The 13,410-nt window shown below is 61.6% G+C and carries 14 protein-coding genes; all 14 read right to left on the bottom strand.

From position 1 onward, the window contains the following. Positions 1 to 60: 60 nt before the first annotated feature. The 14 genes from MGEO_RS01190 to MGEO_RS01125 all read right to left on the bottom strand — a co-directional run bounded on the left by MGEO_RS01190 (position 61) and on the right by MGEO_RS01125 (position 13,408). Positions 61 to 693, bottom strand: coding sequence for a LysM peptidoglycan-binding domain-containing protein (locus MGEO_RS01190; RefSeq protein WP_085634863.1), 633 nt, complete (start codon positions 691 to 693; stop codon positions 61 to 63). After that, positions 690 to 1,274: a rhodanese-like domain-containing protein gene (locus MGEO_RS01185; protein WP_085634862.1), complete on the bottom strand. Its 585-nt coding sequence runs from the start codon at positions 1,272 to 1,274 to the stop codon at positions 690 to 692. Before MGEO_RS01185 ends, MGEO_RS01190 begins: the two co-directional genes overlap by 4 nt. 108 nt (positions 1,275 to 1,382) lie before the next feature. Next, positions 1,383 to 2,660, bottom strand: a complete 1,278-nt coding sequence (locus MGEO_RS01180; RefSeq protein WP_085634861.1) for a bifunctional folylpolyglutamate synthase/dihydrofolate synthase — start codon at positions 2,658 to 2,660, stop codon at positions 1,383 to 1,385. Continuing rightward, positions 2,657 to 3,589, bottom strand: coding sequence for an acetyl-CoA carboxylase, carboxyltransferase subunit beta (gene accD, locus MGEO_RS01175; RefSeq protein ID WP_085634860.1), 933 nt, complete (start codon positions 3,587 to 3,589; stop codon positions 2,657 to 2,659). Before accD ends, MGEO_RS01180 begins: the two co-directional genes overlap by 4 nt. A gap of 65 nt (positions 3,590 to 3,654) precedes the next feature. Next, positions 3,655 to 4,569 (bottom strand): DMT family transporter, encoded by a 915-nt coding sequence (locus MGEO_RS01170; RefSeq protein ID WP_085634859.1) that lies wholly within the window; start codon positions 4,567 to 4,569, stop codon positions 3,655 to 3,657. A gap of 73 nt (positions 4,570 to 4,642) precedes the next feature. Continuing rightward, positions 4,643 to 5,383 (bottom strand): sulfite exporter TauE/SafE family protein, encoded by a 741-nt coding sequence (locus MGEO_RS01165; protein ID WP_233139524.1) that lies wholly within the window; start codon positions 5,381 to 5,383, stop codon positions 4,643 to 4,645. Between the two features lie 77 nt (positions 5,384 to 5,460). Further along, complete coding sequence (locus tag MGEO_RS01160; protein WP_085634858.1) at positions 5,461 to 6,489, bottom strand: trans-3-hydroxy-L-proline dehydratase; 1,029 nt, start codon at positions 6,487 to 6,489, stop codon at positions 5,461 to 5,463. A 99-nt stretch (positions 6,490 to 6,588) separates the two neighbouring features. Beyond that, positions 6,589 to 6,966: a hypothetical protein gene (locus MGEO_RS01155; protein WP_085634857.1), complete on the bottom strand. Its 378-nt coding sequence runs from the start codon at positions 6,964 to 6,966 to the stop codon at positions 6,589 to 6,591. A gap of 10 nt (positions 6,967 to 6,976) precedes the next feature. Then, positions 6,977 to 7,750: a DUF6478 family protein gene (locus MGEO_RS01150; RefSeq protein ID WP_085634856.1), complete on the bottom strand. Its 774-nt coding sequence runs from the start codon at positions 7,748 to 7,750 to the stop codon at positions 6,977 to 6,979. A gap of 62 nt (positions 7,751 to 7,812) precedes the next feature. After that, the gene (locus tag MGEO_RS01145) at positions 7,813 to 8,511 is read right to left on the bottom strand and encodes a dihydroxy-acid dehydratase (RefSeq protein ID WP_143746208.1); all 699 of its coding nucleotides are present in this window, start codon (positions 8,509 to 8,511) and stop codon (positions 7,813 to 7,815) included. Further along, positions 8,499 to 10,262, bottom strand: coding sequence for a dihydroxy-acid dehydratase (gene ilvD, locus MGEO_RS01140; RefSeq protein WP_085634854.1), 1,764 nt, complete (start codon positions 10,260 to 10,262; stop codon positions 8,499 to 8,501). The genes MGEO_RS01145 and ilvD overlap by 13 nt, the downstream gene beginning before the upstream one ends. 121 nt (positions 10,263 to 10,383) lie before the next feature. Further along, entirely contained in the window at positions 10,384 to 11,706 is a 1,323-nt protein-coding gene (locus MGEO_RS01135) for an NAD(P)/FAD-dependent oxidoreductase (RefSeq protein ID WP_085634853.1), read from the bottom strand. Beyond that, on the bottom strand, positions 11,703 to 12,521 hold the full coding sequence (locus tag MGEO_RS01130) for an ABC transporter permease (RefSeq protein WP_085634852.1): 819 nt from the start codon (positions 12,519 to 12,521) through the stop codon (positions 11,703 to 11,705). Before MGEO_RS01130 ends, MGEO_RS01135 begins: the two co-directional genes overlap by 4 nt. Further along, entirely contained in the window at positions 12,518 to 13,408 is an 891-nt protein-coding gene (locus tag MGEO_RS01125) for an ABC transporter permease subunit (protein ID WP_085634851.1), read from the bottom strand. The genes MGEO_RS01130 and MGEO_RS01125 overlap by 4 nt, the downstream gene beginning before the upstream one ends. Positions 13,409 to 13,410: the final 2 nt, after the last annotated feature.

The following is a 13,410-nucleotide window of genomic DNA, read 5'->3' as shown; positions in this document are numbered from 1 at the left end:
ATTTAGGTGACTGGCAAGGGAACTTTTCTATCTGTGGCGCATTTTTCTAGATATTGTGTGCTATGGAGCCGGAAGTTTCAGCACCATTCCCGCGCGCAGACTGTCTGGGCGGGCCATTATATCGGTGTTGTTCGCATAGATCTCTGAGGACATGGCGCTGTCGCCATAGACCTCCTGCGCGATGCTGCTCAACGTATCTCCGGGCCGCACGAAATACGCTGCCGTCGCTGGAAAGCGCGGCGTTTCGCTGCGTATCGGTTCGATCTCTGATGGCTTGGTGATGACCTGCGTGCCTGGGGCGGCGCTGTTGGCCATGCTGCGTTGCACGACGCTGTGCAGGAGGCTTCCGGGCTGGCCGGGCGCCGGGGCTTCTCCTGTTGTGACCGACTTCAGATCGGAGATCGCACTAAAGGTCATGTCGCGCATCGTACTGGGCGCGGATGCATCAGAGGCCAGAGTTGGTTGAACCGGTTCTGTGACGGGAGCCAGGGCAGGAGGCGCCGTGGTATCAATGACCTTGGTCAACGGTTCGGCCACGCGGGTCACGGTATTGGCCTCTTCGAAAAGGGCGGTGGACTGTGTGTTGCGCGGCGAGCCGGGTTGAAACACCAGCAGCACAATCGTCAAGGCAACGAAGGCGCTGCCCATGAGCACCATGCGGATCAGGCCGGATTTTCTGGTTGGCTCGGTCATTGGCCGACCGCAATATTGAGACCCAGTGTGGACCATCCGGAGATGCCGCTCCGGTAATACTTGATCTTGGAGGTAGGATAGCCGGCGTTGATCAGGTGGGCGATTGCATCGCGCACATCGCCATCATCCGGACCACCGCCAAAGACCGCGAGGTTGAACGCACGGTCGAAATTCCGGGAGCTTCCGGTCTCCTGCACGCCAAGCGCAGAGAGAAGATCGCCCAGATAGGGGTTGTCCGGGCTGAACGTGGCCACAGGGACATTGACGGCGCTTGGGAGCGATCCGGAGGAGAAGATCGCGGGCATGCGAACATCAATAAGGAGGCCGGAGCCTGCGCTGACTACGGATTGCATGAAGCCGATCACTTCGAGTTCTCCCAGCGTGTCAACACCGGCTGCGGCGATCATGGGTTGAATACAGGAGGACGGGCAGGAAGGGCCGGAGCGGGACACGATCATCTCGGCCCCGTTCATCGAAAAGCTGAACGTGCTGGCCTCTTCGGTGATCGCTGCCGACTGGGCAAACAGCGGGCCACCTGCAGCGATGACAGCCGCACTTGCGACACGTCCTACCGATACCATCTTGCCACCTATTCGTCTCGCGTTTGTGCGGACACTGCTCTTTTTTAACGATATATAGGTGATTTAAGCCTTTTCGGTCAATATAAAGCGACCCGACCCAGATTTAGGTCAGCCGATCATCCGCAAAACATGTCCTGCGAGGTAGAGGGATCCGCAGATCAGGACGCGGGCCTGCGGGTCGGTTTCCGCGATCCAGCCAAGTGCCTCTTCGACGTTTTGCGCTTCCTGCGCGGTCAGTCCGACATCGCGCGCGGCTTGAGCCGTGTCGTCTGCGCTTAGGGTGTTGGGTTCCCCGGGAATGGAAATTGCGGTCAGGTGATCCGCCACACCGGCAAGCGGTCGCAGGTAGCCGCGCACGTCCTTGGTGTTGAGCATCCCGCAAATCATGTAGGTCGGACGCTTTGGCAGGCTGCGCAGGTGCAGCGCCAGTGCTTCGCCCGCAGCGGGGTTGTGCCCGCCATCGAGCCAAAGGTCAGCCTTGGGGGCAAGGTCGTTGAGCGGCGTGCCTTTCAGATGCTGCATCCGCGCGGGCCAGTAAGCGTCTTGCACCGCGCCGTCGAAAGATGCCTCGGGCATGTTCAGGTGCCGGAGCGCCGCAAGCGCTGCGCCTGCGTTCTGGATCTGATGCTGGCCCGGCAGGTTGGGCAGGTCGAGATCGAGCAGGCCGGTTTCGTCCTGATAAACGAGCCGTCCGCGTTCCTCTGACACGTGCCAGTGTTGCCCGTAGGCGAGGAGTGGTGCGCCAAGGCGGGCGGCCTGCGCTTCGATCACCTCCATCGCCTCATCGTCTTGCGGGCCGACGACACAGGGCACACCGCGCTTGATGATCCCGGCTTTTTCGCCCGCGATCTTGGCAAGCGTGTCGCCGAGGAAGCCTTCGTGGTCCATCGACACGGGGGTGATGACCGTCAGCGCCGGGGTGTCGATTACGTTGGTGGCATCGAGCCGTCCGCCGAGGCCAACCTCGAGCAGCGTGTAATCGGCTTGTGTGCGGGCAAAGGCCAGCAGCGCGGCGCATGTGGTGATCTCGAAATACGTGATGTTGGCGCCATCATTGGCGCGGTAGCATTCGTCCAGCACCTCGGTCAGGTGCGCTTCGGTGATGAGCTCTCCGGCAAGGCGGATGCGTTCGTGAAAGCGAGCCAGATGCGGAGACGTATAGGCGTGCACGCTTTTTCCAGCGGCTTCGAGACCGGCGCGGATCATCGCTTGGGTTGATCCCTTGCCGTTGGTTCCGGCAATGTGGATCACCGGTGGCAGTTTGCGCTCGGGATGGTCGAGCGCCGCAAGCAGCGTCCAGACGCGGTCCAGGGTGAGGTCGATCACCTTGGGATGAAGGGACATCATCCGGTCAAGGATGACGTCCGACCCGGTTTGTGCGGTCATGATTTCTGGTCAGCGGGGGCCGGGTCTGCCGGCGTGGTGTCCGCAGCGCTGGGGGCGGGCAGGTCGCCCGCCACGGGGGGCGGCATGTGCATCAGCATGCGGATGATCTGCACCAGCTCATCGCGCAGTTTGCGGCGGTCCGTGACGCGGTCTAGCATACCGTGTTCGAGCAGGTATTCTGCGCGCTGGAAACCCTCGGGCAGCTTTTCACGGATGGTCTGTTCGATCACGCGTGGCCCGGCGAAACAGATCAGCGCGCCGGGTTCGGCGATCTGGATGTCACCCAGCATGGCGTAGGACGCGGTCACACCGCCGGTCGTCGGGTGCGTCAGCACGACGATATAGGGCAGGTTCGCTTCTTTGAGCATCTGCACGGCGACGGTGGTTCGGGGCATCTGCATCAGGCTGAGGATGCCTTCCTGCATGCGCGCGCCGCCGGCGGCAGAAAACAACACCAGCGGGCGGCGGAGTTCGACGGCTTTCTCGGCGGCGGCGATGATGGCGTTGCCGACATACATGCCCATGGAACCGGCCATGAAGCTGAAGTCCTGGGCCGCAGCGACGATGGGCGTGCGGCCGATCTCGCCGGTGGCGACGAGCATCGCCTCTTTCTCGCCAGTCGCTTTCTGGGCGGCCTTCATGCGGTCGGGGTATTTCTTCTGATCGCGGAAATGCAGCGGATCGGATAGGGGTTCGGGGACCTCGACCTCGGTGAAGATGCCGCCGTCGAACAGACCCTGGAACCGTTCGCGCGGCGTGATGTTCATGTGGTGGCCGCAATTCGTGCAGACATTGAGGTTGTCCGACATTTCACGGTGGAACAGCATGGTGCCGCAGTCGTCGCACTTGACCCAGAGGTTCTCGGGAATCTCGCGGCGCGAGAAGATCGAGTTGATCCGGGGTCGGACGTAGTTGGTGATCCAGTTCATTCAGGCGGCTCCCGTCACCCTGACTTAGCTCGTCGTGATCTAAGACCCTCGGACCGGAAATGCAATCAGCCCTGCGGCGTCAGGTTGGATCGGGCGGGTCCTCGTTTGACCCCAAGCTGGCGTTCGCGCCAGATGATCAGAACGCCTGCGCCGATGATGACCACCGACCCGATGAGCGTATGGATCGTCGGTATTTCGTCGAAGATCGTATAGCCGATGACCAGCGCGAAGAGGATGGAGGCGTAGTCGAAAGGTGCGAGGAACGCCGCCTCGGCATGGCGATAGGAGGACGTCAGCAGGATCTGCGCAACCCCACCGATGAACCCCGCGCCGATCAGCTGGCTTGCGGTGATCGCGTCGGGCATCACCCAGCCGAAGGGCGCTGTCAGAAGTGACAGGCAGGAGGCCGTCGCGGCGAAGTAGAACACCACTGCAGAGGTCGTTTCGTTCTGTACCAGTTTGCGGATATGCACATGGGCCAGCGCCCGCAGAGTTGCCGACGCGAGAACCAGCGCCACACCCCAACGCGCCGCGGTGCCAAGTTCTTCGTTGCCCAACTGTGGAAGCATCACGATCACGACCCCGACCAGCCCGATCGCAACTGCCGACATGCGGACCAGCCGGATTTTTTCGCCCAGAAGCAAGGCGGCGAAGATCACCGTCATGATGGGTGCAGCGTAGCCCAGAACGGTTACTTCCGGCAGCGGGAGCAATCCGAGCGCGGCAAAGCCGCAGGCCATTGCGCTGACGCCGAACATGCCGCGCCACAGGTGTCCCATGGGGTTGCGTGTTCGCAGTCCGGTGCTCAGCTCACGCCGGAACGCCAGCCAGCCAAGGATGACGGGCAGGGCAAAGAACGACCGGAAGAACACCGCCTCACCCGCTGGAACCACATCCGAGCTGGCCTTGATGAGCGATGCCATGATCACGAATAGAAAGACGGCGCTGAGCTTCAGCGCCATGCCACGCAGCGGGGACATAGGTTCTCCGGTTCAGGGTTGCCGCAAGACTGCCTGTGCGATGCGGGAAGGTCAATCGCATGAGGTGGTGACGCTAGCGGACAAGAACCTCATAGACCAGCTTTGCGGAGACCACCGCGAGGGCGATTTCGACGAGCAGAAAGAACATCTTTTCGGGCAGGCGACGCGAAATCGCAGCTCCGCTCCAGGCGCCTGCGAGTGCTGCCGGGGCCAACCAAACCGCCTGAATGGCGCTGTCCCAGGTGATCTGTCCGGCAAGAATGAAGGGCGGCACCTTGAGAAGGTTCACCACTGTGAAAAAGATCGTCGTGGTCCCGAGATAGACCATTTTGTCGAGTTTCTGTGGCAGCACATAGGCCTGAAAGGGCGGGCCTCCGGCGTGGGAAATATAGCTCGTCAAACCGGTCAGCGTGCCCCAGAAGAGCCCGCGCGGCACATCCGCCGGTTTTGCCGGTACCTCGTGTTTCGAAAAGCGGCTGCGCAGGGCGCTGATGAGGTAGGACAGGCCGATTGCGGCCACCAGAAGTTTGACCACATCACCGGGCACATAGGCCACGGCCCCATAACCGAGAAGGATGCCGGCAATGGCTCCGGGCAGCAGAATTTTAAGGTTTCGGGCTGAGAATGCCCGGCGGAAAAGGTAGACCGCATAGATGTCGGCAACGATGTAGATTGGAAGCAGCAGTCCCGCCGCGAGGGCCGGGTCCATGAACAGGGACATGAGCGGCACCGAAAGCAGCGCGATCATGGGTACACCGCCCTTCGACAGCCCCATCAGAAAGGCCGCGAGCGCTGCGACTATCCAGTATTCCAATCGGGCCTCGTATTTCTGCAGCGGGAAAGTGCGTCTCGGTCACGATACAGGTGCCGGGGACGGTCGGAAAGGGCAGGCTATCGTGCGCCCCAGGTATCGCTCAGGCGGTACCCTTCGGGCCACGGATCGGATGGGTCGAGCATGTGCTGGTGGATACCGGTTATCCATCCTCGCCCGCTGATTTCGGGCAAAACAGCCGGGGCCCCGCCGACCGTCGTTTTCCCGAGGATACGGCCTGTGAAGGTGGAGCCGATAAGGGACTCGGTTGTCAATGCCTGGCCTTCCGATATCTGCCCGCGGGCGTGCAGGACGGCCAGCCTCGCTGACAGCGCTGTTCCGGTAGGAGAGCGGTCTACCTTGCCGGGCTGGATGGCGACAGCGGATTTCGCCTGCAGTCCGGTTTCAGTTTCTGCCAGAGCGCCCGCGAACAGGCAGAAGGAAAAATGCGTCCAATCCGGATTCTCCGGGTGTTCGAACTGCAACGCCTCGGTGGCTGCCCGCGTGATCCTGCTGCCCAGCCGCGCAATCTCGTGGGCTTCTTCGGGAACGAGGCGCAACCCCAGTTCGTCAGGATCGACGATCACGAAACTGTCGCCGCCATAGGCTGTGTCCACTGTAAGGGTTCCAAGGCCCGGAACCTCCAGCTGCGCGGCAAGCTTCTGTGCAAAGCTGGGGACGTTCTGAATGAAAATCCGCTCTGCCTTGCCATCGCGGCACTCGGCCCGCACGCGGACCAATCCGCCGGGCGCTTCCAGGGCGAATTCGGTCACAGGTTCCTGCATGGGCAGGATGCCGCCGTCCAAGAGGACGGTCGCGACACAGATCGAATTCGAGCCTGACATCGGCGGCGTATCTTCGGGCTCCATGATGATGAAGGCGGCATCCGCGTCCTGATGCTTTGGCGGCACAAGCAGATTGACGTGCCGGAACACGCCGCCACGCGGTTCGTTCAGAACGAAATTGCGCAATGTCTGATCGCGCGCGATCCAGCGGCTTTGTTCCCAAACGGTGTCGCCGGGCGGCGGGGCGACGCCGCCCACGATAACGTCGCCGACTTCACCTTCGGCATGGGCCGAAATCACATGGAGTGTTTTGCTGCTGCGCATGGCCGACCTGCTTTCCTGTCTGGAGCAGCGTAAGGATGCTGCGCCTTCAGGAAAGAGGGTTGCTTGAGAAAATGCGCCGGTGCAACTGGCGAATGAGTGTCACGCCGTTTCCCGGCAATGCCTGCGGAAAGAGCGTTTCAGCATGTCCAGTTCTGCGCGAAGCAGGGCCATTTCGGCTCGGATATCCTCGCCTGCAGCGTCTCCGGCAATGATCGAGAAGTCGCCAAGCGCCTGGCCGATGCTTGCCTCTGAAATCACAAAGGTGTGGACCCCGTCGGCCAGTATCTTTGCCGGGACCGGCACCTTGAGGAGCCAGGAGGCTGGATCGGAAAGCGGTTCAATTGCCACATCCGGAACTTCGCGGTCATGCACGCGCACGTCGATTTCGGGCGGCGGGGCATCGTCCCTGTCTCCGGCGATCACGCCTTCCCAGACACCTTCGAAAAACCGGGCTTTGAACAGCGAATAGGCGGTCATACTCTTTCCCTCACAACTCTGCCCGCGGGCGACGGCTGAAGAACAGGTCGCGGAGGATTACTTGACTCATCTCCGGGTTCTCGAAAATCAGGTCGACCCAGACCTTCTCTACCCGCTTCTCGTTGAGCTTGGTGTAGGCAAGGTCGAATTCCACGACCAGTTCGCGGTCGTTCATCGGGAGTTCGCGCACGATCTGTTCGGTGTTCGGGCCGTGCTGGACGTTGAGGCGCGCGAACACTTCCAGAGGACGTTCCAGTTCGACAATCGCGTCGAAACGGATGAGGTGCTTGCGTCGCAGATCCAGGGCGGCGGAGGCCGGAAGGTCGATCACAAGCGAGAGGTAAGATCCGTCAAAGCGGAACACCTCGAGCCGCAGGCCATAGGCCGCGAGATCCTCGGCGCTGGTGTTGCGCAGCTGGCGCAGCGTCAGCTCGGAATGGGTGCAGTCGTGAAACAGTGTCACTTCGCGACCGAGCGTGGATTTGTTTTCGACGGATGCGATGCCCTGCACGGGCAGAGGTCCGCACCACAGTTCCGGTCGCCACGACCAGTCGGCGTCATATGGTACCGGCACTGCCTGATTGCCGACCACCGGCAAGGCAAGGCGATCGTCCGCCACATGTATCAGTTCGTCGAGATGGAACTTCAGGCGCCGTGCGGCGGCCCGGTTGCGTCGCAGATCGCTCAGGTCAGCATCACGCGCGGTTTCGGCCCAGCGGCGGAACCGCATGAGCGCCGATTGCTGGATCACACGGTCGAGAAGACCGGGTTTCATCTCCGACATGAGCTGCTCGCTCCTGCTTATGTCTTTTTCCAATGCTTCACTGCATCGGTTCGGCACCTTTATTACAGATTGCCGCGTCCAAATAAACGGGTAAGTCGTTTTGCAAGCGGGTCTGCCGAGGCTTGCGACTGTTCTGCACTGGGTGTCGATGTCGGTTCTGACTTAGCGCGGATGCGTGAAGAAACCGTGTTCAGGAATGCCGCGCCTTGGGTGCCAAGGAGCGGACTGCCTTCAGGAGCATAGAGCGTCAGACCGATCAAGTGCGGTCCCAAGGAAAATGATCCGCGCCAGTGGACCGGCGCACTGCCGTTAAAGGCGGACTCTCCGCCGCTGGCAAAACGGCCGACATCCAGAGCGCTGAGCTCGCGGAACTCGAGGAGTTCCGTTGCAAGCGCTGCGGCAAGATCCTGCGGGGTGGGGGCGTCGGTGGTGGCTGGCCCGACGGTGACGGTCACCAGTACCGGTTCGACAATCGGACCGGTCGTTCCGCCAGAAAGGATGTGGCAGCTGGCAATGGCGGCAAACCCCCGGCTGCCTGACGTTCGAAGGGTGGCCGGGTCGATGCAATATCCATCGGGGCCGAAGACCACGATTTCACCCCGGCCGAGGCGCGTGGAGGCCAGAAGGGCGGTTGGGGTTTCGCCACCGCTTTCCAGCAGAGACATGCTGCCGAGGGTGCCGGGCCCGTCACATCCAGAGAGCAGTGCCGCGCCCAGAAGCGCGGCACCGAGTTTAACGGAAATCAATGTCACAGATCGCAATACTGGTGCTTCTCGCCTTCCGCGCCCGGATGGGTCACGGCGCCTTTGTAGGTCGGGCCGACGAGTTTGGCGAATTTCCAGATCGCGCCGGAGGTGTAGATTGTCTCGCGTGGGCCGGTCCAATCCGCTTTGCGCTGGGCCAGTTCTTCGTCCGACAGATCAACGCTGAGCGATCCGTTAACGGCGTCGATGGTGATCATGTCGCCGTTCTTCAGCAAGGCGATCGGCCCGCCGAGCGCTGCTTCGGGTCCGACATGTCCGACACAGAAGCCACGGGTCGCGCCCGAGAACCGGCCGTCGGTGATCAGCGCGACTTTTTTGCCCATGCCCTGTCCAGACAGAGCCGCCGTCGTGGCCAGCATTTCACGCATGCCGGGCCCGCCTGCGGGACCTTCGTTGCGGATGACGATGACTTCGCCTTCTTTGTAATCGCGCGCCTTGACGGCAGCAAAGGCGTCTTCCTCGCACTCGAACACGCGCGCGGGGCCGGTGAAGATCTGGTCCTCGGCCTTGATGCCCGCGACTTTGACGATGGCGCCTTCGGGCGCAAGGTTGCCCTTCAGGCCAACAACGCCGCCGGTCTTCGTGATCGGGGTTTCGATGGAGTAAATCACCTTGCCATCCGCTTCGCGTTCGATGCGGTCGAGCTCTTCGCCGATGGTGCGGGTCGAGGCCGTGACACAGTCCTCATGGATGAGGCCTGCCTTGCGCAGTTCCTTCATGACAACCGGGATGCCGCCTGCATCGTACAGGTCTTTCGCCACATAGGTGCCGCCCGGCTTTAGGTCGACGAAGTAGGGTGTGTCCTTGAAGATGTCACAGACGTCTTCGAGATAGAATTCGATCCCCGCCTCGTGCGCGATGGCGGGCAGGTGCAGGCCGGCATTTGTCGAGCCGCCGGTGCAGGCGACGACGCGGGCCGCATTTTCAAGCGCCTCACGGGTGACGATGTCGCGCGCCTTGATGTTCTGTTCGATCAGGTCCATCACCGCGCGGCCCGATGCTTCGCCATAAGCGTCGCGGGATTCATACGGTGCAGGCATGCCCGAAGAATTGAACAGCGCAAGGCCGATGGCCTCGGACACGCAGGCCATGGTGTTCGCGGTGAACTGACCGCCACAGGCGCCTGCGGACGGGCAGGCCACGCGCTCGAGCATGTCGAGCGCCTTGTCGGAAAGCTCGTTGTTCTGGTGACGTCCAACCGCTTCGAACATGTCCTGAACGGTCAGGTCGCGGGTGCGGAAATCCTCGGGGATCTCGGCGACCTGCGGCGCCTTGCCCGGCAGGATCGATCCGCCGTAGATGAAGACCGACGGCACGTTGAGGCGGACCATCGCCATCATCATGCCCGGCAGGGATTTGTCGCACCCGGCAAGGCCCACAACCGCGTCATAGCAGTGGCCGCGCATCGTCAGCTCGACCGTGTCGGCAATCGCTTCGCGCGAAGCGAGCGACGAGCGCATGCCTTCATGGCCCATCGCGATCCCGTCAGTGACAGTGATAGTGGTGAATTCGCGCGGCGTGCCGAACGCCTGTTTTACACCCATCTTCACGGCCTGTGCCTGACGGTTCAGCGCGATGTTGCAGGGGGCGGCTTCGTTCCAGCAGGTGGCGACCCCGACCAGCGGCTGATGGATCTCTTCCTCCGTCATGCCCATGGCATAGTAGTATGACCGATGCGGGGCGCGCTCAGGCCCTTCGGTGACGTGACGGCTGGGCAGTTTCGACTTGTCGAATGGACGCTTGAGCATGACGCTCCTCCCTGAAATCCTTGCTTGCTTCGGAATAGCGAACCGGGCAGGGCGGCACAAGGGATTGGGCGGGGTCGAAGCCATTTCGAAATGGCTTGCCGCCGCCTTTCGAAAGGCGGCTCTACCGGTCAAACAGGGTTGCCGCCGTATAGGCCGGGGCAAGCAGCAGACGGCGCATCGATCCCAGTGGAAATCGCGCTGGAGGAGACGACAGGAACACTGGAAATGGACCTGACTGTTTCCGTCCCAAGACGATGTCGGCGAGTTGCGCGCCAAGATAGCTGCCCATCGCCACGCCATTGCCGTGATACCCCATGGCTGCGAAGAGGCCGGGATGATCGGGCACCGGCCCCGCGAATGGCGTGAGGCTCCGCATCAGGCATAGAAGACCGGACCATTCATGGGTGATGTCCACATCCCGCCACTCGGGAAAAAGCCTGTGAAAGTCCGCGCGGATCTTCCGGGCCAGAGCGGCCTCGGCCCCTGCCGTGGCGCGCAACCCGCCGCGCATACCGAAGAGGAACCGCCCGTTCGGCATGAGGCGGAAGTAGTGCAGAAGGATGCGGCTGTCGTAACACATCTGCAGGCTCGTCCATCCCTGACGGAGTTGTTCGCTTTCGGTAATGGGGCGTGTGACGATGATGGTGGATTGAACCGGGATGTATCGGGCGCGCAGCCAGTCCGGGATATCCTCAGACGAATAGCCGTTGGTGGCCAGAATGACCTTGCCGGCGGTGATGGTCCCGGTCGGTGTCGCAATGCGCCACGTCCGGCCCGATTGCGTGATTGAAACCGCTGGGGTTTGACCGAACAGGCGGACACCCCGCGCCTGTGCCGTCCTCGCCAGCCCGGCGTGGTATTTTGCGGGGTTCAGGGCGAAGCCGATCGGCAGAGTGACTGCGCCGTGAAAATTGCCCCCGAGGCCGTGCTGGCGAAGGTCTTCGGCAGGAATCACGTCGGGTGCTGCGCCGTAGATGGCGCCATTTTCGGACGTCGATGACAGGATCTCTTGCATTGCCTTTGGCGTATGGGCCAGCAGGGTTTCGCCGTTTGAATGCCTGTCCGCGTCAATCCGGTTGTCCGAGAGCAGTGCGTCAACATGGTCCACAGCTGCGCGTTCTGCCCTGTGCCATTCCATGCGCTGGTCGTTTCCGAAGCGGTGTGCGAGCAGCGTGCTGCCAAGTTTCGATCCGCCAAGGCAGCAGAAGCCACCATTTCGTCCGGATGCGCCCCAACCGGGTTGTTCGGCGTCGATGACAATTGTCTCAACCCCCGCCGCGGCAAGGGCAATTGCTGCGTTGAGACCAGTGAAGCCGCCGCCAATAATGGCGACTTCTGTCCTGTGATCGCCCTCGAGCGTGGGTTGGGTTGCAGGCGGCGCAGTATCACGCCACCAGCAGATTGCGGGCGTCCGATACGCTTCGGGTTCGTAGATGCGCCTCATGCAGGGCGTTCGGCCATCCGCTCTTCACGGGCTTGACGGACTGCCGCCTGCTTGGTGATCAGCGAAGCGGTGATTACCCCGACCGTGACGATGCCAATCATGATCGTCGAGAGCGCGTTGATCTCCGGGCTGACGCCAAGACGTACTGCAGAGAAAATCTTGATGGGCAGGGTTGTTGCCGAGGGGCCTGTGGTGAAGCTGGCGATCACGAGGTCATCCAGTGACAGAGTGAAAGCGAGAAGCCATCCGGAGATCACTGCAGGTGCGATGATCGGAAGTGTCACAAGGCGGAACGCTTCGAACGGAGAGCAGCCGAGATCAAGCGCGGCTTCCTCCAGCGATTTGTCGAAGCTGACAAGGCGCGAGGAGACGACGACCGACACGTAACACATCGAGAACGTGGTATGCGCCAGCACAATGGTAAGGACGCCCCGATCCAGCCCGATTCCGATAAAAAGCAGCAGGAGCGACAGGCCGGTGATGACCTCTGGCATAACGAGCGGTGCGTAGATCATGCCGGAGAACAGCGTGCGCCCGCTGAAACGTCCGGCGCGCACCAGCACATAGGCCGCCATTGTTCCAAGGACCGTTGCGATGGTGGAACTCATGACGGCGACCTTGAGGGTCACCCAGGCCGCGCTCAGGAATTCCTCGTTGCGCAGCAGCTCGCCATACCACTGGGTCGAAAATCCGGCCCAGACGGTGACGAGCTTGGAGGCGTTGAAGCTGTAGATCACGAGAATGATCATCGGCATGTAGAGAAACGCGAAGCCCAGTGTCAGAGCTGTGGCGTTGAACCAGGAAAATCGTGTCATCCTTCGGCCTCGCGCTGTTTCTGTTCGTTGCGCTGGAACAGGATGATCGGGATCACGAGGATCAGCAGCAGGATCACCGCCACCGCAGAGGCCACCGGCCAGTCGCGGTTGGAGAAGAACTCTTCCCAAAGGACCTTACCGATCATCAGCGTCCCCGAGCCACCAAGCAGCGACGGGATGACGAATTCGCCGATCACCGGGATGAACACGAGGAAACAGCCTGCGATGATACCGTTCTTGGAGAGCGGGATCGTCACCAGCCAGAAAGCCGAAAGGCGCGAACAGCCAAGGTCTTCGGCGGCCTCTAGCAGGCTGTCATCCATACGTTCGAGCGCCGAATAGATCGGCAGGATCATGAAGGGCAGGTAGGTATAGACGATGCCGATGTAGACAGCGGCGTTCGTGTTGAGAATCGTCAGCGGTTCGTTGATGACACCGAGCCAGAGCAGGAACTGGTTCAGCAGGCCTTCGTTCGACAGGATGCCCATCCATGCGTAGACGCGGATCAGGAAGCTGGTCCAGAACGGCAGGATCACCAGCATCAGAAGAGTGGGCCGCCACTCGGGCGCCGCGCGGGCCATCCCATATGCAATGGGATAGCCGACCAAGAGTGTGAGCGTTGTCGAAAACAGAGCGATCTGAAGCGAGCTCAGATAAGCCTTCCAATACAAATCGTCGGTTGTCAGGAACCAGAAGTTTTCGAAGTCGAGTTCGGAAAAGAAGGTGCGAATGGAGTCCCATCCGCCGGTGATGTCGAGTTGCGGCAGATAGGGCGGACGCGCCAGTGCCACATCGGACAGGGCTATCTTGAGAACGATCACGAACGGGATCAGGAACAGCGCCACCAGCCACAGGTAAGGCACCGCGATGAGGACGAAGCGGCGCATCC

It is taken from the genome of Marivita geojedonensis, assembly GCF_002115805.1.
GTDB lineage: Bacteria > Pseudomonadota > Alphaproteobacteria > Rhodobacterales > Rhodobacteraceae > Marivita > Marivita geojedonensis.
This window is presented reverse-complemented; position numbering and strand designations above follow the sequence as displayed.